Source organism: Streptomyces bathyalis (assembly GCF_015910445.1).
In the GTDB taxonomy this organism is placed as follows: Bacteria; Actinomycetota; Actinomycetes; order Streptomycetales; family Streptomycetaceae; genus Streptomyces; species Streptomyces bathyalis.
The window spans coordinates 6,036,293-6,060,891 of the sequence record NZ_CP048882.1; the positions used below are offsets into that span (position 1 = coordinate 6,036,293).

General features: G+C 72.0%; 20 protein-coding genes, 1 pseudogene and 1 riboswitch. Of the genes and pseudogenes, 11 read left to right on the plus strand and 10 right to left on the minus strand.

Going from position 1 to position 24,599, the window contains the following annotated elements; genetic code table 11:
* Positions 1–30: 30 nt before the first annotated feature.
* Together thiS and thiO are read right to left on the minus strand one after the other, a co-directional pair.
* Positions 31–261 carry a sulfur carrier protein ThiS gene (thiS, locus tag G4Z16_RS26125; protein WP_197353088.1) on the minus strand — a complete coding sequence of 77 codons (231 nt, stop codon included), beginning with the start codon at positions 259–261 and terminating at the stop codon, positions 31–33.
* Positions 258–1,511, minus strand: a complete 1,254-nt coding sequence (gene thiO / locus G4Z16_RS26130) for a glycine oxidase ThiO (RefSeq protein ID WP_197353089.1) — start codon at positions 1,509–1,511, stop codon at positions 258–260. The genes thiS and thiO overlap by 4 nt, the downstream gene beginning before the upstream one ends.
* Positions 1,508–1,618: riboswitch (TPP riboswitch) on the minus strand. Its footprint overlaps the gene before it by 4 nt.
* A gap of 216 nt (positions 1,619–1,834) precedes the next feature.
* Here thiO and G4Z16_RS26135 point away from each other — a divergent pair.
* The 5 genes and pseudogenes from G4Z16_RS26135 to G4Z16_RS33120 all read left to right on the plus strand — a co-directional run.
* On the plus strand, positions 1,835–3,019 hold the full coding sequence (locus G4Z16_RS26135) for an NAD(P)/FAD-dependent oxidoreductase (RefSeq protein WP_246531370.1): 1,185 nt from the start codon (positions 1,835–1,837) through the stop codon (positions 3,017–3,019).
* Positions 3,020–3,128: 109 nt separating this feature from the next.
* On the plus strand, positions 3,129–3,494 hold the full coding sequence (locus tag G4Z16_RS26140; RefSeq protein ID WP_197353091.1) for an Rv2175c family DNA-binding protein: 366 nt from the start codon (positions 3,129–3,131) through the stop codon (positions 3,492–3,494).
* A 149-nt stretch (positions 3,495–3,643) separates the two neighbouring features.
* On the plus strand, positions 3,644–4,324 hold the full coding sequence (gene thiE / locus G4Z16_RS26145; RefSeq protein WP_197353092.1) for a thiamine phosphate synthase: 681 nt from the start codon (positions 3,644–3,646) through the stop codon (positions 4,322–4,324).
* Positions 4,325–4,532: 208 nt separating this feature from the next.
* On the plus strand, positions 4,533–5,450 hold the full coding sequence (gene metF, locus G4Z16_RS26150; RefSeq protein ID WP_197353093.1) for a methylenetetrahydrofolate reductase [NAD(P)H]: 918 nt from the start codon (positions 4,533–4,535) through the stop codon (positions 5,448–5,450).
* Positions 5,451–5,489: 39 nt separating this feature from the next.
* Positions 5,490–5,757 (plus strand): annotated as a pseudogene (locus tag G4Z16_RS33120) (hypothetical protein); the annotation flags it as partial.
* Between the two features lie 1,136 nt (positions 5,758–6,893).
* On the opposite strand, the gene G4Z16_RS26160 reads toward G4Z16_RS33120, so the two are convergent.
* The 4 genes from G4Z16_RS26160 to G4Z16_RS26175 all read right to left on the minus strand — a co-directional run bounded on the left by G4Z16_RS26160 (position 6,894) and on the right by G4Z16_RS26175 (position 12,324).
* Positions 6,894–8,366, minus strand: a complete 1,473-nt coding sequence (locus G4Z16_RS26160) for a phytoene desaturase family protein (protein ID WP_197353094.1) — start codon at positions 8,364–8,366, stop codon at positions 6,894–6,896.
* Between the two features lie 358 nt (positions 8,367–8,724).
* Positions 8,725–9,330 (minus strand): TetR/AcrR family transcriptional regulator, encoded by a 606-nt coding sequence (locus tag G4Z16_RS26165; protein ID WP_246531076.1) that lies wholly within the window; start codon positions 9,328–9,330, stop codon positions 8,725–8,727.
* Positions 9,327–11,408 (minus strand): YhgE/Pip domain-containing protein, encoded by a 2,082-nt coding sequence (locus tag G4Z16_RS26170; RefSeq protein ID WP_197353096.1) that lies wholly within the window; start codon positions 11,406–11,408, stop codon positions 9,327–9,329. Before G4Z16_RS26170 ends, G4Z16_RS26165 begins: the two co-directional genes overlap by 4 nt.
* Complete coding sequence (locus tag G4Z16_RS26175) at positions 11,380–12,324, minus strand: ATP-binding cassette domain-containing protein (RefSeq protein ID WP_197353097.1); 945 nt, start codon at positions 12,322–12,324, stop codon at positions 11,380–11,382. The genes G4Z16_RS26170 and G4Z16_RS26175 overlap by 29 nt, the downstream gene beginning before the upstream one ends.
* Before the next feature lie 203 nt (positions 12,325–12,527).
* Between G4Z16_RS26175 and G4Z16_RS26180 the strand changes: the two genes are divergently transcribed.
* The 3 genes from G4Z16_RS26180 (at position 12,528) to G4Z16_RS26190 (ending at position 14,707) form a co-directional block, all read left to right on the plus strand.
* Positions 12,528–13,097: an SAV_6107 family HEPN domain-containing protein gene (locus G4Z16_RS26180; RefSeq protein WP_246531077.1), complete on the plus strand. Its 570-nt coding sequence runs from the start codon at positions 12,528–12,530 to the stop codon at positions 13,095–13,097.
* 117 nt (positions 13,098–13,214) lie between these two features.
* The gene (locus G4Z16_RS26185; RefSeq protein WP_197353099.1) at positions 13,215–13,976 is read left to right on the plus strand and encodes a methyltransferase; all 762 of its coding nucleotides are present in this window, start codon (positions 13,215–13,217) and stop codon (positions 13,974–13,976) included.
* Positions 13,977–14,275: 299 nt separating this feature from the next.
* Positions 14,276–14,707, plus strand: a complete 432-nt coding sequence (locus G4Z16_RS26190) for a DUF3040 domain-containing protein (RefSeq protein WP_197353100.1) — start codon at positions 14,276–14,278, stop codon at positions 14,705–14,707.
* Positions 14,708–14,947: 240 nt separating this feature from the next.
* Here G4Z16_RS26190 and G4Z16_RS26195 read toward each other — a convergent pair whose 3' ends face one another.
* The 4 genes from G4Z16_RS26195 to G4Z16_RS26210 form a co-directional block, all read right to left on the minus strand.
* On the minus strand, positions 14,948–17,353 hold the full coding sequence (locus G4Z16_RS26195) for a transglutaminase TgpA family protein (protein WP_197353101.1): 2,406 nt from the start codon (positions 17,351–17,353) through the stop codon (positions 14,948–14,950).
* On the minus strand, positions 17,350–18,873 hold the full coding sequence (locus G4Z16_RS26200) for a DUF58 domain-containing protein (protein WP_197353102.1): 1,524 nt from the start codon (positions 18,871–18,873) through the stop codon (positions 17,350–17,352). Before G4Z16_RS26200 ends, G4Z16_RS26195 begins: the two co-directional genes overlap by 4 nt.
* Positions 18,873–19,904, minus strand: coding sequence for an AAA family ATPase (locus G4Z16_RS26205; RefSeq protein WP_197353103.1), 1,032 nt, complete (start codon positions 19,902–19,904; stop codon positions 18,873–18,875). The genes G4Z16_RS26200 and G4Z16_RS26205 overlap by 1 nt, the downstream gene beginning before the upstream one ends.
* Before the next feature lie 86 nt (positions 19,905–19,990).
* Positions 19,991–20,566: a beta-class carbonic anhydrase gene (locus tag G4Z16_RS26210; protein ID WP_197353104.1), complete on the minus strand. Its 576-nt coding sequence runs from the start codon at positions 20,564–20,566 to the stop codon at positions 19,991–19,993.
* Positions 20,567–20,899: 333 nt separating this feature from the next.
* Here G4Z16_RS26210 and rsmH point away from each other — a divergent pair, with 333 nt between their 5' ends.
* Genes rsmH through G4Z16_RS26225 form a run of 3 tightly spaced genes read left to right on the plus strand, consistent with a single transcriptional unit; the run spans position 20,900 to position 24,485 of the window.
* Positions 20,900–21,964 carry a 16S rRNA (cytosine(1402)-N(4))-methyltransferase RsmH gene (rsmH, locus tag G4Z16_RS26215; RefSeq protein WP_197353105.1) on the plus strand — a complete coding sequence of 355 codons (1,065 nt, stop codon included), beginning with the start codon at positions 20,900–20,902 and terminating at the stop codon, positions 21,962–21,964.
* On the plus strand, positions 21,961–22,338 hold the full coding sequence (gene ftsL, locus G4Z16_RS26220) for a cell division protein FtsL (protein WP_197353106.1): 378 nt from the start codon (positions 21,961–21,963) through the stop codon (positions 22,336–22,338). Before rsmH ends, ftsL begins: the two co-directional genes overlap by 4 nt.
* The gene (locus tag G4Z16_RS26225; protein ID WP_246531078.1) at positions 22,335–24,485 is read left to right on the plus strand and encodes a peptidoglycan D,D-transpeptidase FtsI family protein; all 2,151 of its coding nucleotides are present in this window, start codon (positions 22,335–22,337) and stop codon (positions 24,483–24,485) included. The genes ftsL and G4Z16_RS26225 overlap by 4 nt, the downstream gene beginning before the upstream one ends.
* Positions 24,486–24,599 lie beyond the last annotated feature (114 nt).

Consider the following 24,599-nt stretch of genomic DNA (forward strand, 5'->3'; position numbering starts at 1 on the left):
TGGTGTGGACCGCGGTGCCTGTCATACGGATCAGCCTCCTTGGACTGCGGTCAGTACCTCGACGCGGTCCCCCTCGGCCAGCCGCACGCGCGGCCACTCGCCACGGGGCACGACGGTCTCGTTGACGGCCGCGGCGACACCCGAGGGCGCAGCTGTGAGACCCGCCACGAGCTGGTCGAGGGTGGACTCCGAGGGGACCTCGCGCGAGGCGCCGTTCACGGAGACAGTGACGGTGGCGGCATGTGAGGGGACGGTCGTCATGCTGAACGCTCCTGTGGCTCGCTTGCGAAGACAACCCCCGCAGCTTCGGTGCCGGGGTCACCGAACCTCGCCGGAGTGAAGGGGCGGGCCTGCTCGGGGAGTTCGCCGGTCGCCAGCAGTTCGCCCATGGCGTCGCCGGTGACGGGAGTGAGCAGCACGCCGTTGCGGTAGTGGCCGGTGGCCAGATGGAGGCCCGGCAGCGCAGTCGGTCCCAGCAGCGGCGCGTTGTCGGGCGAGGCAGGACGCAGCCCCGCCGAGGTCTCTATGAGGGGCAGTTCGGTGAGGCCAGGCGTGAGTTCGTGCGCGTCCCGCAGCAGTTCGTAGACGCCGCCGGCGGTGACCGTCGTGTCCCAGCCCAGCTCCTCGCTCGTCGCGCCGATGACCAGCTCGCCGTTGGCGCGCGGCACCAGATAGATGTGCCCGCCGCGCACGATCGCCCGGACGGTACGGGAGAGGAAGGGCCCGTACGCGGACGAGGACGGCATCCGCAGCCGCAGCACCTGGCCCTTGACCGGGCGCACCGGCGGCAGCAGCTCGTGCGGCACTCCTTCGAGACGTGAGGCCCACGAACCCGTCGCCAGCACCGTCTGCCCGGCCTCCACCCGGGTGCCGTCGTCCAGCGTCACGCCTGAGGCCCGCCCGTCCTTGACCGTGAGCGCCGCGGCGGCCGCGCGCCGGAACGTCACGCCCGAACGTTCACAGGCCAGCAGCAGGGCCGTGGCGAGCCGGCGCGGGTCCGCCTGGTGGTCGCCGTCGACCCGCAGCCCGCCGCGAACGGAAGGGGCGAGCATCGGTTCGAGGCGGCGGCACTCGCGGCCCGTGAGCCACTGCGAATCGAGCCCGCAACGCCGCTGAAGCGCGTGCAGTTGACGCAGATGCGCCCTGTCGTCGGCGTCGAGCGCTACGGCGAGCGTGCCGCAGGAGCGGTAGCCGATCTCCTGTCCGCTCGCCTCCTCCAGCTCCGCCGCGAAGTCCGGATAGCGGGCGGACGAGGCGAGGTTGAGCCCGAGCAGCGCCTCCTCGCCGTAGTGCAGCTCGGTGACGGCGGCGAGCATCCCGGCCGCCACCCGGGCGGCGCCGCCGCCCGGTTCGGGGTCGAGGACCGTGGTGGAAAGACCGCGCTGGGCTGCCCGCCAGGCGGTGACGAGTCCGATGACGCCGCCGCCGACGACGGCCACGTCCGGATGTGCCGGTGCTGCGCCCGACTCCTGGCCGGCGAGGGCGGTCCGGGGTGTGCTGGTGCGTCGCATGAGGAAGCTGCTTCTCCCTTCGCCGGAATGACCCGGATCAGGTTCGTACGGTCGGAGGCCGCAGCCTCCCTCTCAGCCCGGTGCGCCGGACTCCCGCGTGCGATGTCGTCGATTGCGGTACGCGCCGGCTGCTGCCGGTGCCGCCTGGCGGCTCTTCATCGGGCCGTCTTGGCTTTGTACCGTTCAACCAGCGTACTGCGCCGCTGCCGTGGTGTGACCGCCGGGCACCGTGGCAGCCGCCTCTCGGGACCGCGTCACCGCCCTAGGATGATCGTGTGGGTGAGAGCCGGAGCGAGCAGCGGGTCGTCGTCGTTGGTGCGGGCATGGCCGGAGTGCAGACGGCCGTGCAACTGCGCGAGCAGGGTTGGCCCGGCGGGATCCGGCTGATCGGCAGCGAGCCCCACCAGCCGTACGACCGGCCCCCGTTGTCCAAGGCGGTCCTGCTCGGCAAGACCGACGACGCCGCCCTGGACGTCGACTTCGGCTCCCTCGGCGTCGACCTGGAACTGGGCAGGGACGTGACCGCGCTGCGTCCCGGCGAGCGCCTGCTGGAGACGGGGGCGGGCACCGTCGCGTACGACCATCTCGTCATCGCCACGGGCGCCGAGCCGGTCGCACTGCCGGGCAGCGACGGAGTCCCCGGCGTTCACCTGCTGCGAACCCTCGACGACGCGGCACGGCTGCGCCCCGTGCTGGCGGGGCGGGGCGAGATCGTCGTGGTCGGAGCGGGCTGGATCGGTGCCGAGTTCACCACCGCGGCACGTGAGGCCGGCTGTGCCGTCACCGTCGTGGAGGCCGCGGGTGAACCGCTTCCGGGAGCGCTGCCCGCGGAGGTCACGTCGCACATGCGCGCCTGGTACGGAGAGAGCGGTGCGCATCTGCGCACCGGCGTCGCCGTGCGCTCGGTGGAGCGCGGCGGGGCGGTGCTCGCGGACGGCACGCGCCTGCGGGCCGACGCCGTCGTGGTGGGCATCGGCTCGCGTCCCGCGACAGGCTGGCTGGCGGGTTCGGGCATCGAACTCGGCGGGGACGGCGGCGTGTTCGCGGACGAGGGGCTGCGCACCTCCGCCCCGCACGTGTACGCGGTGGGCGACTGCGCCTCGTTCCCCTCGGCCCGGTACGGCGAGCGCCTCCTCGTGCACCACTGGGACAACGCGCTGCAGGGGCCCCGCGTCGTGGCGGCCAACATCGTCGCCGGGACGCTCCCGGACGGTGAGGCGGAGGCCGCCGTCTACGATCCGGTGCCCTACTTCTGGTCCGAGCAGTTCGGACGCTTCATCCAGTACGCCGGACACCACACCGCCGATGACGAGCTGGTCTGGCGCGGCAGCCCGGGCGAAGCCGCGTGGTCCGTCTGCTGGCTGCGGGAGGGCAGGCTGAACGCGCTGCTCGCCGTCGGGCGCCCCCGCGACCTGGCGCAGGGCAGAAGGCTCATCGGGAGCGGCGCGCCGGTGGACGCGGAGCGTGTGGCCGACGCGGCGGTGCCGCTCAAGAAGGCCGTCCGCTAGCCCGGCGGCGCCGTGGGTCCGGCCCGGCCCGGGCCCGGAGGGGCGGCTCCGGCGGACTGGTGGCCGCCGCACAGTAGTGACTGTCACAGCGGGATGGCAGGCTGGTGGCGTGACAGAGATTGATGCAAAGACCGATGCTCTCGTCCCTGCCTGGCTCACCCTGCCCGACGTCGCCGAAAAGCTGGACATCCCGGTGACCCGGGCCCGTCAGCTGGTCAAGGAGGGCCAGCTGATCGCGGTCCGCAGAGGGGAGGAGCGGACCTTGCAGGTCCCCGCGGACTTCATCGGCTCGGGCCGCATCGTGAAGGGCCTCGTCGGCACGATCACGCTCCTCAAGGACGACGGCTTCAGCGACGAGGAAATGCTGGAGTGGCTCTTCACCGAGGACGAGAGCCTCCCCGGCACCCCGGCGCAGGCCCTCCGTGAGAACCGGGGGACAGAGGTGAAGCGGCGCGCCCAGGCACTCGCCGTGTGATTTCCCGCACAGCGCCTGCCGCGGCACACCGCATCGCACCACCGCCCAGACACACGGTCACAACGCACACATCCGCCGGCGTGCGGGCCCGGCGCAGCGCGCGCCGCTGCGTCCGGTCCGCACGCCCTTGTCCCGGGGGGACGTCCCTCATGAGCGCCACGAACGCCCGCCGTCTGCTCGCCAGCGCACGGCTCTATCTGTGCACCGACGCGCGCAAGGAACAGGGCGACCTGCCGGAGTTCCTCGACGCGGTCCTGCGCGGAGGCGTCGACATCGTGCAGCTGCGGGACAAGACCATGGAGGCCGCCGAGGAGCTGGAGCATCTCTCGGTCTTCGCGGACGCCTGCAAGCGCCACGGAAAGCTGCTCGCGGTCAACGACCGCGCGGACGTCGCCCACGCCTCCGGTTCCGAGGTGCTCCACCTCGGCCAGGGCGATCTGCCCGTTCCCGCTGCTCGTGCGGTCCTCGGTGACGACGTCCTCATTGGCCGGTCCACGCATGCAGAGGCGGAGGCCGCCGCCGCGGCGGCCGAGCCGGGCGTGGACTACTTCTGCACCGGTCCATGCTGGCCGACCCCCACCAAGCCGGGCCGCCACGCGCCGGGCCTCGACCTGGTGAGGTACACGGCCTCGCTGGGCACCGCGCGTCCGTGGTTCGCCATCGGCGGAATCGACGCGTCCAACCTGGACGAGGTGCTGGACGCCGGTGCGAGGCGCGTCGTGGTCGTCCGCGTCCTCACCGGCGCCGACGATCCGGAGGCCGCCGCTGCGGGGCTGGCCCGGCGGCTGCGGGAGCGCGCCGCCCGGGACGAGGCCGGCGGGCCGCGCTGACCGGTGCCAGCGGGGGCCCGGGCGAGGCGTCGACCCCTGCGGCGGACCCCTTCAGGAAATCGCTTTCGAACGGGGCACCGCAGAGGTGTTTCCGCTGCGTGACCGGTGTGCCCGCCGGGGGAGGAACCGCGGCGACAAGGGCGACGGAACGGACGTAAGCGCTCTTCACGCCCGGTCGCCCTCTAGCCAAGGCCGATAGCCTTCAACCATGGCCATCGGTATCTCAGCTACCAGGACAGACAGCACGACGACAGTGCGTGACCTCCTCGCGACGGGGCAGCGCTCGTACTCGTTCGAATTCTTCGCCCCGAAGACCGAGAAGGGCGAGCGCTCGCTGTGGAACGCCCTGCGGCGGATCGAAGCCGTCTCACCCACGTTCGTCTCCGTGACCTACGGGGCGGGAGGCTCCTCGCGAGAGGGGACCGTACGCAACACCGAGCGGATCGCCACGGAGACCACGCTCACGCCGGTCGCGCACCTGACCGCCGTGAACCACTCCCGGGCGGAGCTGCGCAACGTCATCGGCCAGTACGCGGACGCGGGCATCCGCAACGTCCTCGCGATCCGGGGCGACCCGCCCGGTGATCCGATGGGCGAGTGGGTCAGGCACCCAGAGGGCCTCACCTACGCCTGTGAACTGGTCGAACTGGTCAAGGAGTCCGGCGACTTCTGCGTGGGCGTAGCCGCCTTCCCCGAGATGCACCCCCGCTCCGACGACTGGGACACCGACGTACGCCACTTCGTCGACAAGTGCCGTGCCGGGGCCGACTACGCGATCACCCAGATGTTCTTCCGCGTCGAGGACTACCTCCGGCTGCGGGACAGCGTGACGGCCGCGGGTTGCGAGACGCCGATCATCCCGGAGATCATCCCGGTCACCAACGTGAAGCAGATCGAGACGTTCGCACAGCTCAGCAATGCGACGATCCCGGACGAACTGGCAGAGCGACTCCGGGAGGTCGAAGACGATCCCGCGGCGGTACGCTCGGCCGGAATCGAGTACGCGACGGAGATGTGTGCGAGGCTGATGGCTGAGGATGTCCCCGGACTCCACTTCATTACGCTCAACAACTCCACGGCAACGCTGGAAATCCATCAGAATCTTGGACTCCACAATCGACCCTGAGCCGAAGTAGCCGGCCGAGGCAGTGAGAAGGGGGCGCACATGGGCTGGACAGTCCTCTACATCGCGTTCGGCATCGTCGCGCTGTGGCTGTTGGGCGAGGTACTCCTGCAGTACAAGGCGCGGCTGCGCTGGCGCGTACTGGCCTTCACCGGCTTCCTGTGCGTCGTGGCGGGGGCGCTGATCCCGTCGGTCGTCGTGATCGGCATCGGGATCGCCGCCTTCGCCACCGGGCAGACCTTCGTGACGCTCTCCTACCGCAGGGGCTTCGTGGCGGGCTGGGCACTCACCGGAGTGCCCGGTGTCAACCGCCGCCGCGACGAGCCGGAGCCGGAGCCGGAGTTCGAGCAGGTGCCCCAGTTCGAGCCCGCGCCCGAGCCCGTCCCCGCCCTCGCGGCGTCGGGCGGCTTCGGCGGCTCGGACGGGTTCCAGCAGAACGGCTTCGAGGCGAACGGCTACGACACCGCTGCCTTCGCCACCGTCGACTCGATGAGCGCTCCCAGCGGCTTCGGTGGCGGGAACCGCTACGAGACGGGCGGCTTCCCCGTCGTCGACCCGATGGGCCCCCCGAACGGATTCGCTCCGAACGGCAACGGCTACGACAGCCCGAACGGCAACGGGAACGGCTACGACACGGCCGCCTTCGCGGCGCCCGGAGGCCTCGGCTCTTCCGTCCCCAGCGGCTTCGACTCCACGCAGGCATTCAGCCCGTTCAGCCCGGAGACCGAGGGCTACCAGTCCAACGGGTTCCAGGGACAGAACGGTTACGGACCGCAGTCGATGGGCCAGGAGCAGGTCCCCGTCTACCAGCCCGGCCCGCTGCCGGACGAGACCGGCGAGTTCACCTTCGGCGGCTACGACAGCTTCGGCTACCCCGCCGCGTCGCCGCAGGCCGGCATATACCAGGACGGCCAGCAGCAGTACGGCTCGTTCTCCGACCCGTACGCAGCCTTCGACAGCAACGGCGCCGGCGCCCCCTCGTACGGCGGCTACGGCGGTTACGACGCCTACGGCGCCGACCCCTCCTACGGCGGCGGCGACCCCTACGGTGGCCTCGGCGGCGGACTTGGCGACCAGCCGGGCGGGTACGGCCCCCAGCAGTCCCCGTACGGAGTCTCCGACACCTTCGGCGGTGGCGGCGGCCTCGGAGCGGGCGGTGCCGGTGCGGACGCCTACGGGTCCATGTACGGCAACGGCGAGTCCTACGCCGACGGGCAGCCCTACTTTCCCCAGGCCCCCACCGGAGGCGCCGGCGCGTGGGTCCCGCAGCAGCGCGACCCGAACGAGCAGGTGCAGCAGTACCCGTACCAGAACGGCGACCCGTACGGATACGGCACGCAGGGCAACGGTTACGGTGCGGGCAACGGCTATTACTACTGACCGGCCCGAACGCGACCGACTGCCGCTGACGGGCAGTGGTGCGAGCTCAGTGGGATCCGCGCCGGCTCAGTAGGATCCGCGCCAGTCGTCGCCCTCCACGATCAGTCCGGCCACCAGGGCGCCGGACATCCCCGCGTGTGCGGCACCCCCGCCCGGGTGCGCCCAGCCGCCCGCGCGGTAAAGCCCGTTCGTGGCCGTCCTGTTGGGCGGCCGCACATCCACCGCGTCCCGCCGGGTCCGGCCCCCGCGGGCGAACGGCCCCGGAAGCGCCGGCGCGGGCACCAGGCCGTGCGGAGCCCCCGTCTCCTCCTCGATATGCCAGGGCGTGCGCACCTCGCGCCACAGCACGCGCGCCCCGAGGTCCAGCCCGGCGGCGTCGGCCGCGCTCGTCAGCCGGTCCGCGAACCGTGAGGCGTCGTCTTCACCGTCCACTTCGCCCGGTGCGACGCCGACCGAGAGCACCGCGGTCTCGTGGCCGTCGTCCGGGCGCAGCGCGGGGTCGTCCGGACGCAGCACGGTCAGCGGCTGCCCGGGGGAGTCGGCCCGGTGCACCACGGTGCGGTGCGCAGTGCCTGTCGGCCGCGCGCCGCGCAGCGCGAGCAGCACGGTGAGACGCGACAGCGCCGGCACATACGGCGGCGCACCCTCCGCGGGGGCCGTGCCCGGCATCCGGGAGGTGCCGACCACCACCGCGTCGGCCGGGACGTCCGGCCCTTCGGCAGGCTTCACGCCGACCGCTGTCCCGTCCTCCTCCAGCACGCCGGCCACCTCGCAGCCGAAGCGGAAGTCCACCTTGCGCTCGGTACAGCGCGTGTACAGGGCATCCGCGAGCGCCCGCATCCCGCCGCGCACGTACCAGGTGCCGAAAGTGTGCTCCATGTATGCGAGAACCGCCGCACCGGCGGGCGCGGTTTCCGGTTCCAGGCCGTAGGAGTTCGCGCATGCGTTCAGCATCAACACCAGCCGGGGATCGCGGAGTTCGTCCTCGGCGGCCTCGGCCAGCGTGGGTGTGCGGCGCCGCAGCAGCCCCTTGCCGTGAAGCGCGGGGTACGGATCGCGGGCGAGGCCCTCACGCAACCTCTCGACGCCGTCCGCTGTCAGCGGCTCCTCCAGCAGCGGCCGTCTGATGGCGTCCCAGACGGTACGGGCACGGGCCAGCATGTCCGTCCAGCGCTCGCCCGAGCCGGCGCCGAGGGTCGCGTCGAGCGCCTTGACGACCCCCGCGCGGGACCCGGAGGGCAGCGAGACCGCCGTACCGTCTGGGAAGACGTGCCGGACCGCGGGATCGAGCCGCACGAGGCCGACGCGGTCCTCCAGCGCTTCACGTCCGGTCTTGACGAACAGGTCCCGGTAGACCGCGGGCAGGTGCAGAACTCCCGGCCCGGTGTCGAAGCGGAAGCCGTCCCGCTCCCAGGACCGTACGCCCCCGCCGTAGGTCGCCGAGCGCTCGAAAACCGTCACCCGGTGCCCCGCCGTCGCCAGCCGCGCGGAGGCCGCCATCGCGCCCAGCCCGGCGCCGATCACCGCAATGCGTGCCATGACGAGGGACTTTAGCCGGGCGGCGGGCGGCACTTCGCGGCGGGCGGCGCCGCCCGGGGGGCGCGGGAACCCGGCCTGAGCGGCTCCGCCCGGGCGTTGGCACCCAGGGCTGAGTACGCCTACCTAGCCCGCCGGTTGAGTAGTACAGCGGATGGGACGAAGCCCCGTCCGAGGGCAGAGTGATGTCCGTGGCAAGGGAGCACCGGCTCCGGCACCGCCGACACGGGGCGGCGGAACGGAGACGGTCCCCTTGCAAGGGGGACGCGGGGGCACGGGGCCCCGCGTCCGTAACGGGGGTCGGGGGATACGGGGGAAGGCGTGCGCAGCCCTGGGGAACAGGTGGTCGCCGGTCGGCCGGCTACCGGGGCTGCGCACACCCCCCGACACGTCCCTGCAGCAGCAGCGAGAGCGCGCCGTGCACCTCGTCGAGGGAGCGCTCCGGCTGGAACGCCTTCCAGTCCAGGGCCGCCACCAGCACCATGCCGACCAGCGCCGCCGCGGTCAGCGTGACGTCGATGTCGCCGCTCAGCTCGCCCTCCGCCACACCGGCGCGCAGCTCCTCCTCCACGACGGCCACGGCCTGCCTGCGTACCACCAGCAGTGTCGAGTTCCACGTCCTGTTGGTGCGCCACAGCTCTGCGACGTACAGCCGCGTGAACGCCGGATAGCGGTCGATGAAGACGAGGCCCGCACGGACCATCGCGTCGAGCGCGTCGACGTGACCGCCGCCCGCCGACGCCGTCGACGACGACGCCTCGCGCAGATCGTTCGTCAGCAACTCAACGCCGTGCCGCAGCAGTTCCTCGAACAGCTCGCTCTTGCTGGCGAAGTTGTAGTAGACGGTCCCTTTCGCGACGCCCGCCGCCTCGGCGATCTCGTCCACCGTGGTCGCGGAGAAGCCCTGCTCGGCGATGAGCGTCACGGCCGCCTGAAACAGCTTCTCGCGGGTGGGGGCGCGGCTCACAGCGCGATCTCCGGGTGCAGGCGGTCCACGGTCCACACCTGCTTGCGGCGCGCCGTGAGGGCCGTCAGAGCGAGAGCACCCGCCGTGAAAGCGAGCAGCACCAGGCAGGCCCGCCACACCGGCCAGGCTTCACCGCCGGTGATGAGGTGCCGCAGGCCGTCCACGACGTAACTCATCGGCAGGAACGGGTGGATGGCGTTGAAGAACCCGGGGCTGGTCTGTATCGGATATGTGCCGCCCGCCGACGTCAGCTGGAGCATCAGCATGGCCAGCACGAGGACGCGGCCCGCAGGGCCGAACCGGGCGCCCAGGAACTGCACGATCGCCGTGAAGCAGAGCGTCACCAGCAGCAGGAAGCCCACCGTGCCCGCGCCCCGGGCGAGTTGGAGCCCGAGCCCCCAGTGCAGCACGCCCAGCAGCGCCCCGGCCTGCAGTGCCCCTATCGCCGCCACGGGCAGCCATCCCGCGAGTGTGATGCGTGCGGCGGGCGCACCCGCCGCCAGTGCGCGTCTGTTGAGCGGCTGCAGCAGCATGTAGGCGATCATCGCACCGACCCAGAGCGCGAGCGGGATGAAGTACGGGGCGAACCCCGTGCCGTAGTTGGGCGCGGAGTGCGCGTTGGCGGAGGAGAGCCCGACGGGGTCGGCCATCACGCCCGTACGGTCCTCGCGTTCCTGCTTGCCGTAGTCGGGGATCTTCTTCACCCCGTCGTGCAGCCCGCCGGAGAGCTGGGACGAGCCGTCGGCGAGCTTGTACATCCCGCCGTCGAGCATGCCCGCGCCCTTGCTGAGCCTGCCGACGCCGGCGTCGAGGTCGGCGGCGCCGCTCTCGGCGCCCGCCAGTCCGCCCTTGAGGCGGCCCGCCCCGTCGTGGACCTTGTGCGCGCCCTTGTTGAGCGCGTGTATCTGTGCGACGGCCTTGTCGAGGTCCTCGCCGAGGTGCGGCGCGCGGTCGGCGAGCGCGTTCGCGTGGCTGCGCAACTTGTCGAGACTCTCACCGAGACGGGTGAGGTTGCCCTGCTTCTTGACGACGTCATCGACGTCCGCGGCCACATCGGCCGCCGTGTCGGCGGCGTCCCTCGCCTTCTTCAACTGCGTGCAGGAGGTGTCCAGTTCGACGGGACCCTCGCATCGCACCTGGTAGAGAGTCGCAAGGGTGTCGGCAGCCTTGCGGGAGTCGGCCTTCGCCCTGTGTGCCGCCTCGGGCAGTTCTCCGAGGTTGTCCTTGAGCGTCTTGCTCGCACGGGCCACGTCGCGGGCCGCGGTGCCGATCTCGTCCTCGTGCCCGTTCACGAACGGGCGCAGCTTGCCGGCGGCCTTGTCGACCTTGTCGGTCAACTGCTGCGTGCCGTCCGCCACCTGCTTCGAACCCTTCTCCAACCTGCCCGCACCTGCGTGCAGTTGAGAAGTGCCGTCCTTCAGCTTGCCGCTGCCGTCCTCGGCCCTGCCCAGGCCCTTCTTCAGCTCGCCGGTCCCCTTCTTGGCGCGGCCGATGCCGTCGCCGAGCTTGTCGGCTCCGTCCGCAGCCTTCGCCGTCCTGTCGTGGAGTGTGGAGAACGAGACGAAGATCCGGTCGTAGAAGCCGCGGGACGCCTTGCTGGAGGCGGCCGCACGCACTTCGGAGAAGACGGTGCGCGACATCTGCCCGACGACGTAGTTGTTGGCGTCGTTCGTACGCACCTTCAGCGCGCCGGTGCGCGGGTCGTCGCCGGAGCTGGAGGCGATGCGCTTGCTGAAGTCGGAAGGGACCGTCAGCGAAAGGTAGTAGCGCCCGTCCTCGACCCCCTTGCGGGCGTCCTCCGCGTCGGTCTCGCGCCAGTCGAAGGTGCCGCTCTCGTGCAGTCCTTCGGTGACCGAGTCGCCGGCGGTGACCTGCTTTCCGTCCGCCTGCGCCCCTTTGTCCTCGTTGACGAGGGCGACGGGGACCTTGTCGAGACGCTCGTACGGGTTCCAGAAGGACCACAGGTACAGGGCGCCGTAGAGCAGCGGCAGCAGCAGCATGGCCACCATCGCCGCCCGCGGCAGCCGGCCCCTCCCGAAACGCTTGAGCTCAAGCGCGGCCAGGCTCGGCGAGCGCATCCGCCGCCTCCTTCTTGCTCGTACCGTCGGACTTCCGCGTCTCCGCGGGCTGTTGCCGCTCGCGCCCGGTGTCCGTACGGACGACGACCGCACCGGGGGGTGCCTCGCTGCACACCGCCAGGACCGTCACGCCGGACGACGCGACGGAACGCAGCAGGGACCACGCCTCGTCGCGTTCGGGCTCCGAGAGCTTGAAGTCGACGTCGTCGACCGCGAGCAGCCGGGGCCCGCCCAGCAGGGCCAGCGCGACGGACAACCTCAGGACCTCCAGCCGCTCCAGGTCCCGCACGCGGGTCCGCGGTCCCTTGGGCAGCGCTTCCGGGTCGAGCCCGGCCATGGCCAGCGCGGAGTCGACGCGGGCGCGCGACGCCGCGGTCCGCTCCCTGCGGGGCCTCAGGAGGGCACGCAGCGAACCGCCGAACCGCCGTTGCAGCAGCACGCGTTCGCGCAGGTGCTCGGCGACGGACAGGGACGGTTCCAGGTCGGTGACGCCCGGCACGGCGGCCAAGGCACTGAACCGGCGTACGGCGGCGAGCTGTTCGGGCAGCCGCCGGCCTCCCACCACGGCGTGCCCCCCGGTCGCCTTCATGCGTCCCGAGAGGGCCAGCAGCAGACAGGTCCTGCCGGAGCCCGACGGGCCCTCCAGCGCCACGAGCGAGCCGGGGGCCGCCTCGAAGCGGACACCGGAGAAGACCCGGCCGCGCGGGCCGTCGAGCGCGAGATCCTCGGCGCGTAGGCCAACGCCCTTGCCGGCGCTCGCAGTTGACTCCCTTTCCGGGGCCCTTGTGTCCGGGCTCGCTTCCGTGGCGGTGCTCTCGTCGGCGTTGTCGGCCTTCGGGCCGTTCGCCCTGGGGCCGGAGCCCTTGACCCTGTCCGGCTCCCCGCTGCCGTGGGATTCGTGTGCCGTCTCGCCCACGGATCCACCCCTTCGAATTTTTGCACTGACTGGTCAGTTCAAAGTTACCTCACGGTCGGGAGGGGACCTCGACCGGCCCCGCGCGTCCATGGCGCCGTCACAAGCGGAAGCGGCATCTGTGCAGGTCAGGACGGATTGTCAGTGGTGTGCCTCACGATGTGTGCATACGCCGGTCCATTCGGAAGTCGGACGACGACAGGAGGTTGGTTCCCGTGCAGCGACCCTCTCGGGGAGCGCCCCCGAACTCCCCGCCGGCAAACGACGTCCACCCCGTCCTGCGGAGGGCGGCCGCACCGCCCGCCGCTCTCGACCTGCTCGCCCAGGCGCAGCACGGGCTGGACGAGGCCGTGGCCATGGAGACGGCCAACGAGCGGTTCGCCACGGCTCATCTGGCGGCGCTGCGCACGGCTGCCGCCGTGCTCGCGGTGCGCGGGCGCCCGGAGAGCAGCGAGCGGCGCAGGCGGGCCATACGCAGCGCCTGGGAGGTGCTGCCCGAGGCCGCCCCCGAACTCGCCGAGTGGAGCGTCCTGTTCGCCTCCGGCGCGCCGAAGCGTGCCCGTGCCGAAGCCGGCATACAGGGCGCGGCGAGCTGGCGTGAGGCCGACGACCTCGTGCGTGACACCGGGGTCTTCCTGCGGCTGGTCGAGCGGATGCTGGTGTCTCAGCCGGCGCTGCCGCAGCCGCGGATCGCCCCGTCCGACGAGGGCCTCGTCGCCGCCCGGTTACGTTCGCAGGGCACCGAGGAGGACCAGCGGCACCCCCGCGCGGGGTGACGCGGCGGTGCGGCAGGCAGAACGCCTGGCAGGGCCCGGGTCCATCGGGGGAAACGGCCTGGCTGCGAAGGCAATAGGGTGGTGGCTGCACGCCCCTGAGCCGCCGAGGAGCACGCCATGTCCCGCCCCAGCGCATCCCGCCGTACCGCCGTGGTCTGGGAGGTACTGCGAGGAGCCCTCGACCAGCGGGTCAAGGCAAGCGGCAAGGAGACCCTCGAAGTCCTCGACACCGGAGGCGGTACGGGCAACTTCGCGGTGCCGGTCGCCGAACTCGGCCACCGGGTCACGGTCGTGGACCCGAGCCCCAACGCCCTGTTCGGGCTCGAACGCCGCGCCGCTGAGGCCGGAGTTGAGGGCAGGGTCAGCGGCGTGCAGGGCGACGCACACGGCCTCTTCGACGTCGTGGAGCGCGGCGGGTACGACGTGGTCCTCTGCCACGGCGTCCTGGAGTACGTCGACGATCCGGCCGAGGGACTGGGCAACGTCGTCGCGGCGCTGCGCCCCGAGGGCGGCACTCTCAGCCTGCTCGCAGCCGGACTGGGAGGCGCCGTGATGGGCCGCGCCCTCGCCGGTCACTTCACCGAGGCACGGCACGCGTTGACGGGTCCGGACGGACGCTGGGGCGAGGGCGACCCGATGCCCCGCCGGTTCACCCCCGAGCAGCTGACCGCGCTCGTGGACGACACGGGCCTGGCCGTCACGGCCCTGCACGGCGTCCGCGTCTTCGCCGACCTGGTGCCCGGCGCGCTCGTCGACACGGAACCGGACGCCGAAGCGGCCCTGGTGAGGCTCGAGAGCGCCGCCTCCGAACTGCCCGCGTTCCAGGCGGTTGCGAGTCAGCTGCATGTCCTGGCCGAGGCGCGGTACCACGAACGGTGACCCGGTGGCGTGCCGGGTCCGGCGTGGGGGCGACCCGGCGGAACTGACCGATCAGTACCGCGGTGGTCGTTACCTCACCCGATCAGCTGTTGACCGCCGTATGATCGGGGCACACCGTTCGGCATGGCGGAAAGGCGGTGCGGGAATGCACGGATTGAACGGTCCCGCGCCGACGCCCGTCATCTCGGTCCTGGTGGGAGGTAATGGCGCAGAGGGGCGGGTTTCACGGGGGCGATTCCCTGCCTATCCTTGGATGGTCGCACCCGGTCGCCCCCGCGACCGACGAGTAGGAGGACTCCGTGCCGCTCTCTGAGCACGAGCAGCGCATGCTCGAGCAGATGGAGCGAGCGCTGTACGCCGAAGATCCCAAGTTCGCGACAGCGCTCGAGGGAAGTGAGCTGCGCAGGTACACCCGCAAGCGGGTCTACCAGGCGGTCGCAGGCTTTCTGGTGGGCATCGCCCTGCTCATGGCCGGAATGGTCGCGCAGCAGATCTGGATCAGCGTCGTGGGCTTCCTCGTCATGCTCGGGTGTGCCGTCCTGGCGGTCACCGGCTGGCGCAAGGCCCCCAAGAGCGGCGAGCAACAGCAACAGGGGCAGGGAAGCGCGCAGCAGAGCGGCGGCAGCGGAGGCGGCGGCTCTGCGTCCACGCGCCGCCAGCCACGCTCCCGCCGGTCGATGATGAACCGCATCGAGGAGCGGTGGCAGCGCCGCCGCGACGAGGGCCAGTAGCCCGAGCACAAGCGCCTGTGCGGCGTCCTCCCACCGATACATGACCGTGGGGCTGTCTCCCTCCGGAGTCCGGAGGAGCAGCCCCACAGCTGTGCCGTGCCCGGTTCGTGCCGTGCCTGGTTCGTGCGGGGCCCAGGGCGGGCCCCAGTCCGGCATCGGCCCGCCATTCCTGCGCCCGGCCTGGCGACCGCCCCGTCGCCGCCGTGGCGCCGGCTTCCCGCCTCGCGTCGCCGCCGGCCGCTACTTGGCGAACCGGACCCGCAGAGCCCCCAGCCACCTGTCACGGACTGCCGTCACGGCCCCCGTCACCGTCCACATCACCCGGATGGATGAGGGCGGCAGCAGCAGTGCACGGATCCGCAGACTGCGCGGCGCCGCCTCCCGCAGGGCGGCTCTGACCAGCAGCACGTCCGCCCGCACACCTGCCCCGGGACGCGGTCGCGGCGCGTACAGGACCTGCTCCACCTCCAGGGCCACGCGGAACGCCGCCTCCGCCGCATCGGGCCCCAGATCTCCGATCCGGACGATGCGTTCCGCGGCTTTCCGCGGCGTGGCCGACTCGTCGGGCACCACGCCGTGGTCCCAGCCGCTGTCGACCAGCTCGCGCCAGGCATCGAGCACCACGACGCCGTCCGCGTCGCGGCCGGGCACCGGCGGCCCGTCCCGCCCGCCGAGCCGTCTCGCTCTCGTACGTACGCGCCACAGCATCGGCAGCATCAGCAGCCCCAGGCCCAGCAGCGACGCCGCCGCGACGCCCGCGACAGTGCCGACCGGGAAGCCGCCGTCGCCGCTCCCGCTGTCTGGGGACGGTGCCGCCTGTCCGCATTCCGGATCCAGCCGCTTCGCGTCCGCGTCGCAGCTCTCGGACTCGGAGGGCACGGGTGACGGTTCGGCGCTCTGCCCCCGGTCGGGAAGCTGCTCCGCGGGGTTCTCACGGGGATCGGGTGTGTCCGGCTGCGCATACGGGGGCGGGGTGCCCCGCGTCGGCGTCGGCTCGAACCTCGTCCAGCCGACGCCCTCGAAGTACAGCTCCGGCCAGGCGTGCGCGTCCTTGAGGCCCACGTTCATGCGCCCCTCCGCGTCCGCGGTGCCTGGGGTGAAGCCGACAGCGACCCGCGCCGGGATGCCCAGCGTGCGCGCCATGGCCGCCATCGTGAAGGCGAAGTGGACGCAGAAACCCTCCTTCTGCTCAAGGAAGTTGGCGATGGCCGCGGAGCCGCTGCCGGCCCGCACCCGGGTGTCGTAGGCGAAGCCACCGTCCGAGGCGAACCAGTCCTGGAGGCGCACCGCCCGCTCGTAGTCGTCCGGTGCGTTGCGCGTGACCTGCTGAGCGGTCCGCTTCACCACCGGCGGCAGCGACTCCGGCACCTTCGTGTACTCCTCGGTGACCGCACGCGCCGGATCCGGTGCCTGGCGCAGCTGACGCGCCGTCGGCTCCACGAGCAGGCTCTCCACCTGGTAGCGCTGGCCTCTTGTGGTCTGTCCGCGGTCGCCGACCAGGGTGCGCCCCTCCGGCTCGAAGCGCCAGCGCCCGTCCAGGCGCACGCGGTTGGCCGGATACGGCATCGGGAGCCAGTTCTGCGAGTACCAGTCGGCTGCGACGACGTTGCTGCGGACCTTCTCCGTCCGTACGTCCGGTGAGAGCCCCGGCGGCGCGGGCAGCGGGTCCGGTACGGCATCTATGCGCCGCTCCGAGGGCTTCCACGAGGAGCCGTCGAAGCGGTCCAGGGCGACGATCCGCAGATACATCTCCTGGGTGCTCCGCGTGCTGGTCGTGTAGCTCAGGGCGGTACGGTCCTCGGCCTGGTTGAGGCTGTCCTGCAGCGCCACCAGCGGGTTGACCGCCGAGACGGTGCCGCCGTTCTGGCCCAGGCCGCCTCTGCCGTTGCGTGCCGCGTCCAGCAGGCCGCTGCCCAGCGACGGCATCAGTGCCGGCACGATCAGGGCGAGGCCGAGCGTCAGGGCGCCGATCCGCCGCCCCGTGCGTACGGGTGCGGTCGCGGGCCCCTCGACGCCGCCGGGCTGGTAGGAGGAGGACCCGGGGCGTCCCCGGTCGGTGAAGACGCGGCCCCACTGCGAGAGCCGTTCTCGGCCCTCGGCGAGCAGAAGCAGCAGGTAGCCGCCGGCAGCGCACAGGAACCAGGGCCAGCCGGCACCGTCCCGCGCCAGCCCGGCCGCCACGGAGTAGAGCGCCAGCAGGGGGAGCCCGGCGGGTGCCGCGCTGCGGAACGTCACCGCCAGCGCGTCGACCAGCAGACCGATCACGAGGACGCCGCCCACCAGCATGAGCCTTATGCCGTCGGTCACCGGTGCCGGTATGGCGTACCGGCCCACGTCGTGACCGCCTTGGGCGAGCAGCTGCCCGAACTCCGCGAAGGCGGCGGGCCCCGGCAGCAGCCCGGCGAACGCCTCGTCCCGTACGAAGAAGAACGTCAGCAGCAGGAGGGAGACCACCGCCTGCACCATCGGTGTCAGCGGGCGCGCCAGCGGCACGCGGCGGGTCAGCGCGCCCACCACCGTCTGTGCCCCGAGCAGCAGCGCCGCCTGCAGGAGCCACGTGGCCGGTTCCACCAGCGGCAGCAGCGCGAAGGCCGCCGCGAGAGTGGCCAGCGCGGCGCACAGAGCGAGCCGTCCCCGTCCGCTCATGGCCGCATTCCCCCTAGGGTCGCGTCGTCCGCTTCCTGCCACAGGTCGGGCATGGCCAGGTCCGGGCCGCCGCGCAGCGCCGTCCACCCCGCCTCACGCAGCACCTGCAGAGGCTCGTCGTCCTCGACCGCGCCGGGCGGCGGGACGGTGGCGGTCGCGGCGGCCGGCACGCCCTCGTCCCCGGGGCCGGGCCCGTGCGGGGCGGAGTTGCCCCACGCCGCCGACTCGCCCTCGTACTCCGGTACTTGGTCCTCGCCCTCGACGTCTGCGGTTCCGGCGGAGCAGAAGGCCACAGCCTTGTTCGTGCGCTGACGCATCCGCGCCACCGTGACCGCCTGTTCCTCGTCGAGCTCACCCAGGAAGGCGACCAGCAGTCCCTCCTGCCCGCCCGCCGCTCCGCGCAGCATGTCGTAGGCGTACGACATCCCCTCCTGGTCGGACTGTTCGAGGAGGGCGAGGGTGTCCAGGAGCAGCCCGGCAGTGTCCGAGGAGTCCCCGGCGAAGCCGACTCCCTCGGGGCCCGGGACCATCGTTCCCGTGTCCGTCAGCAGCCGGACGGCGTAGCCGCGCTCCAGCAGATGCAGACAGACCGAGGCGGCGCCCGAGACGGCCCACTCGAACTGCGAGTCCGGTCCCGAACCGGCGTAGGCGCCGCGGCGGGTGTCCAGCAGCACCGTGCACCGCGCCTTCTGCGGCTGCTCCTCGCGGCGCACCATCAGCTCGCCGTAGCGGGCAGTCGAGCGCCAGTGGACGCGGCGCAGGTCGTCGCCGTGCCGGTAGCCGCGCGGGATCACGTCGTCCTCTCCGGCGAGCGCGAGCGAGCGGTGCCGCCCGTCCCCGTAGCCGGTGGCGTCGCCCGTGAGCCGGACCGGAGGCAACGGCACGGTCCGCGGCACCACCATGAGGGTGTCGTACGTGCTGAAGGAGCGCGTCAGTTCGCACATCCCGAACGGGTCGGTCAGGCGCAGCTGCAGCGGCCCCAGCGGATAGCTGCCGCGCATCTCGGAGCGCACCCGGTACGAGACCTCGCGCTGGCCGCCCGGCTCGACCCGGTCCAGCACGAAGCGGGGGCGTGGCCCGAGCACGTACGGCACCCGGTCCTCCAGCATCAGCAGTCCCGTCGGGAGCCGCGAGACGTTGTCCATCCGCAGGTGCACCCGGGCCTCCGAGCGGACCGTGACCCGCGCGGGGGAGAGCCTGCGCGAGCCCGCGACCCGGTAGCGCGTCCGGTACAGCACCAGCACGCACACCAGCGGCAGCGCCGCCAGCAGCATCCCCACCCGCAGCAGGTCGGCCTGTCCGAGTACGTACGCGCAGACCGCCGCGGCCATGCCGGCCGCCAGGAACGATCTGCCGCGGGTCGTGAGGCCTCCGAGCGCGGTACGCAGCGTGCCGCGCTGCTTCTCGCGGCACGCCCCGCCGTCCTCCTCCTCGCGGGAGTCCGCCCGGCCGCCGCCCCTGGCGGCCTTGCCGACTGCCTGTTCGGCGGGCCCCGCGCCCGGCCCGGGACTCCCCGACATCAGTAGCCTCGCGGCGGCTGCTGTCCGTAACCGTCGGGGCGGTGCGGAACGCCCGCGGCACCGGGAGCCGCCGTCGGTACCGGCACGCGCTGGAGGATCTCCGTGACCACCTGTTCCGCGGTACGTCTGCTCAACTGCGCCTGGGACGTGGGCAGAAGGCGGTGCGCGAGTACGGGCACGGCCAGCGACTGCACGTCGTCCGGGAGCACGAAGTCACGGCCCGCCAGCGCGGCGGCAGCACGCGACGCACGCAGCAGGTGCAGCGTCGCGCGGGGCGAGGCGCCCAGCCGCAGCTCCGGGTGCGAGCGCGTCGCGGCGACCAGCTCCACCGCGTAGCGCCGCACCTGGTCGGCCACATGGACGCCGCGCACGGCGTCGATGAGTTTGCCGATCTCGTGCGCGTGCGCCACCGGCTGCAGGTCCTCCAGCGGTGACGCACCACTGTGCACGTCGATCATCTCCAGCTCCGCCGCCGGGCTGGGATAACCGATGGACACCCGCACCATGAAGCGGTCCCGCTGCGCCTCGGGCAGCGGGTAGGTGCCCTCCATCTCGATCGGGTTCTGCGTCGCGACGACCATGAACGGCGAAGGCAGGTCGTAGGTCTGGCCGTCGATCGTCACATGGCGTTCCTCCATCGACTCCAGCAGTGCCGACTGGGTCTTGGGGGAGGCACGGTTGATCTCGTCGCCGATGACGATCTGCGCGAAGACGGCGCCCGGCTTGAACTCGAAGTCCTGTCTTTGCTGGTCGTAGATGCTCACCCCGGTGATGTCCGAGGGGAGCAGGTCCGGCGTGAACTGGATGCGCCGCACGGAGCAGTCGACGGATCTGGCGAGAGCCTTGGCCAGCATGGTCTTGCCCACGCCCGGCACGTCCTCGATCAGGAGGTGCCCCTCGGCGAGGAGAACCGTCAGTGACAGCCGTACGACCTCGGGCTTCCCCTCGATCACCGACTCCATCGAGCGGCGCACGCGATCCGCCGTGCTGCTCAGATCGCTGAGATCCGCTCGCTCGTCAAAGGTCGTCACCCGGCCCTCCTCGGCCCGTCGCCCCGTGTCCCGCTGTACTCATCTGCTGCTCGTACACGCATTCTTCACGCCCACGCGTCTCGGCGTCAGGATTCCGAGGGGTTCTCCGGGTCGATCTCGCGGAGCAGCCCCGTTTTCACGTCGAAGACGAAACCACGCACGTCGTCCGTGTGGAGGAGGAAAGGCGAAGTACGCACACGTTCCATGGACTGGCGCACGTCCTGGTCCAGATCCGGGAACGCCTCGACTGCCCATGACGGCCGTTGCCCCACCTCCAGTTCCAGTTCGTGCCGGAAGTTCTCGGTGAGGTTGAGCAGACCGCAGCCGGTGTGGTGGATGAGCACGACGGAACGGGTCCCCAGGGCGCGCTGGCTGATGGTCAGTGAGCGGATGACGTCGTCGGTGACCACACCGCCGGCGTTCCGTATCGTGTGGCAGTCGCCGAGTTCGAGACCCAGGGCCTTGTGCAGGTCGATCCGTGCGTCCATGCAGGCGACCACGGCGACGTTGAGGACGGGGCGGGCGTCCATTCCCGGGTCGGTGAATTGCGCCGCGTAGCGTTCGTTCGCTTCGACGAGGCGGTCGGTGACGGAGCCGGGACGGTGCTGGTCGTCGGCGGGGGACTGGGAGAGCGGCTGAGCATTCCGCTGGTGCGTCGACATGTGACGACGTTAGACCGCCGAGGCGCGCCAGGCTCCCCTCCGGGGCGGACCAATCGGGCTTTCCGCCGTTTCTGTGAGCTGCTCCACAGCCGGCCGTACCCCCGGGTCAACGCGCCTCGGCGCTGGTTGACCGAAGGGACGAGTGGACTAAAGTGGCGCGAAGTGGGAGGCGAGACGCTTCCAGGGATCGGGATTTCCCCGAGTGCGCGGTGCGTACGTGTGGCTCGGCCTCCTCCCGCTCATGGCCGTACGGTGCCCTCTTCCCCGGCTCCGTCCGGCCGCTTCCCCTTCGAGCGGGCGGGGACCAAGCAGCACGTGGGCAGGAAAGAACGCATGACGACCGAAGAGCAGCCCGCCCGCGAAGAGCCCGTCGGCACCCGGGAGGTGGCCGTGGGTCAGGACTCCGCCGACGGCGGCTCCTTCAGTGACTCCCAGGGATCGCCCGACGAGCGCCACCGCCCCGTCATGCTGCGGCGCTGCCTCGATCTGCTGGCCCCGGCCCTCGCCGAGCCCGGCGCCACCGTCGTCGACTGCACCCTCGGCCTCGGCGGCCACAGCGAGGCCCTGCTCTCGACCTTCCCCGCGGCCCGGCTGATCGCGCTCGACCGTGACCGCGAGGCACTGCGGCTGGCCGGGCAGCGCCTCGCCCCGTACGCCGACCGCGCCACCCTCGTGCACGCCGTCTACGACGAACTGCCCGACGTGCTCGGCCGCCTCGGCGTCCCGCGTGTGCAGGGCGTGCTGTTCGACCTCGGCGTCTCCTCCATGCAGCTGGACGAGGCGGAGCGCGGGTTCGCCTACGCGCAGGATGCGCCGCTCGACATGCGCATGGACCAGACGCACGGCCCGAGCGCCGCCGACGTCCTCAACACCTATCCGCCCGGCGAACTGGTGCGTGTGCTGCGTGCGTACGGCGAGGAGAAGCAGGCCCGGCGCATCGTCGAAGCGGTCGTACGGGAGCGGGAGAAGGAGCCGTTCAGCCACAGCGCGAGGCTCGTGGAGCTGATCCGGGACGCCCTGCCGCAGGCGGCCAAGCGCACGGGCGGCAACCCCGCCAAGCGCACCTTCCAGGCCCTGCGCATCGAGGTCAACGGCGAACTCGAGGTGCTGGAGCGTGCCGTGCCGGCCGCCGTCGACGCGCTGGCCGTCGGCGGGCGCATCGCCGTGCTCTCGTACCACTCGCTCGAGGACCGGCTCGTCAAGCGGGTGCTGACCGCCGGTGCGGGAAGCACCGCGCCGCCCGGGCTGCCGGTGGTCCCCGAGCAGTACCAGCCGCGGCTCAAGCTGCTGACGCGCGGTGCCGAACTCCCCACCGAGGACGAGATCGCCGAGAACCGCCGAGCCGCACCGGCCCGGCTGCGCGGCGCGGAGCGCATCAGGGAGGCGCACACCTCATGAGTGCACAGCAGCGGCTCTTCCGGCTCGCCCGCCTCGTACCGGCCGGCTCCTCCTCGGCGGCCCGTACCCCGTTCGTGCTGCTCGTCGTGCTGATACTGGGCGCAGGGCTGCTGGGTCTGCTGCTGCTCAACGCCGCGGTCAACCAGGGCTCCTTCCGGTTGAGCAAGCTCGAGAAGCAGACCGACGAGCTGACGGACGAACAGCAGTCGCTCCAGCAGGAGGTCGACTCCTACTCCGCCCCCGGCTCGCTGGAGAAGCGCGCCCGCGAACTGGGCCTCGTCCCCGGCGGCACCCCCGCGTTCCTGGCCCCCGACGGCACCGTCAAGGGCAAGCCGCAGCCCGCCACCGGCGACCCCGAGCAGGAGGAGCGGTGAGCGAACGTCCCCGTGGGCCGCGACGCGACGGTGGCAGCGGAAAGGGCGAGGGCAAGCCCTCCACGGGCCGTCCCAAGCCCGTGGGCTCCGCGAGGTCTGCCAAGTCTTCGCCCTCCAAGTCCGCCAAGCGGGCCGGGCCTTCGGAGTCCGCCAGGACGGTCAGGTCCGCGCAGGCGGCCAAGGCCGGCAGGACCGTCAAGGCATCCGGCGGTGCCCGGCCTCCCGTGCCCGCACAGGGCAGCCATCTGCGCCTCGCCCGCGCCAGGCCGAGGCTGCGGCTGATCGCCTTCGGGCTCACGGCGATCATGCTCGCCTTCACCGCCAGGCTGCTCCAGGTGCAGGCCGTCGACGCCAGCGCGTTCGCCGACAAGGCGGCCGTCAACCGCTACATCACCGTGCCGCTCGCCGCCGAGCGCGGCACGATCTCCTCGCGCGACGGCGCGGCGCTGGCCACGACCGTCGACGCCTACGACGTGACGGCGGACCCGTACCTCTTCACCCGCAAGCAGACGGGTGTCCCGGACGCCCCCGAGCGCGCCGCGGCCCTGCTCGCACCCGTCCTCCACGAGGACGAGCAGCAGCTGACCCGGAAGCTGGCCAAGAAGAACACCCGGTACGTGCTCCTGGCACGCCAGGAGACGCCGCGCACGTGGGCGAAGATCAAGAAACTGAAGAAGGAGGTCGCCGCCGAGGCGGCCGAGGCGGGGAGGCCGGCGGGCTCGGCGAGCACCGCCGCGGAGTCGGAGAAGCCGGCGGCCGGCGGCGCGGGAGAAGCAGCCGATGTGCTGGCCGGCGTCTACCGCGAGAAGCACCCCAAGCGCGTCTACCCCAACCGTGAGCTGGCCTCGTCCGTGCTCGGCTTCGTCAATTCGGAGGGCAAGGGCGGCGCGGGCGTCGAGGCCCTGCTGGACAAGAAGCTGGCGGGCAAGGACGGCAAGATCACCTACGCCCAGTCCGGCGGCCGCCAGGTCCCCACCGCGGGCGTGCGCGAGCACCCGGCCCGGGCCGGCGCAGACGTGCAGCTCACCCTGGACCGGGACATCCAGTGGGCCGCTCAGCAGGCCATCCGCGAACAGGTCGAGGATTCCGACGCGGACAGCGGCTACGTGGTCGTGCAGGACACCCGCACCGGTGAACTCCTCTCCATGGCGAGCGCTCCGGACTTCGACCCCAACGACATCTCCCGGGCCGACCCGCAGGCCCTCGGCAACGCGGCCGCCCAGGACGTCTACGAGCCCGGCTCCACCAGCAAGGTGATGTCGATGGCCGCCGTCCTCGAGGAGGGCAAGGCCACGCCCCTCACGGAAGTGACCGTTCCCAACCGGCTCAAGCGCGCCGACCGGGCCTTCGCGGACGACATCGACCACGAGACCTGGCATCTGACGCTCAACGGCGTCCTCGCCAAGTCCAGCAACATCGGCACGATCCTCGCCACCGAGCAGCTGGGGAAGGACCAGAAGGAGGCCAACCGCGTCCTCCACCGGTATCTGAGCCGGTTCGGAATCGGCAGGCCGACGGGCCTGGGGCTGCCCGGCGCGACCTCCGGCATCCTGGAGCGGCCCGGGAAGTGGAGCGCATCGCAGCAGTACACGATCCCCTTCGGCCAGGGCCTCTCGCTGAACGCCGTACAGGCCGCGTCGATCTACTCCACGATCGCCAACGGCGGTGTGCGCAACGTGCCTTCGCTCGTACGGGGAACGACGGGCCCCGACGGCGGCTTCACGGCGGCACCCGAGCCGGGCCAGCGCCGCGTGGTGAGCGAGAAGACCGCGAAGACCCTCTCCCGGATGCTGGAGTCGGTGGTCAGCGACATGGAGGGCACGGGTACGACGGCGAAGATCCCCGGCTACCGGGTCGCGGGCAAGACCGGTACGGCCAACCGGGTAGATCCCGACACCGGCCGGTACCACGGTTACACCTCGTCCTTCGCGGGCTTCGCCCCTGCCGACAAGCCGCGGGTGACGGTCTACTGCGCCGTTCAGAACCCGAAGAAGGGCAGCTACTTCGGGAGCGACGTCTGCGGGCCTGTCTACAAGAAGGTCATGAAATTCGCCCTGAAGTCCCTGCAGATCCCCCCGACCGGCGCAAAGGCCGATCCGCTGCCAGTCAGCGCCGGCAAGGACCGCTCGAAGAAGAAGGACGGATGAGCCGGGAGCGCAGCGTGCCGGCCCCGGGCACGGGGCCCCGTCGGACGCGCGGGGGGCCGGTCCGAGCCGCCCGGCGACGCCCCTCCGTGGAGCCCCTCGCTTCGCGGCACAGCC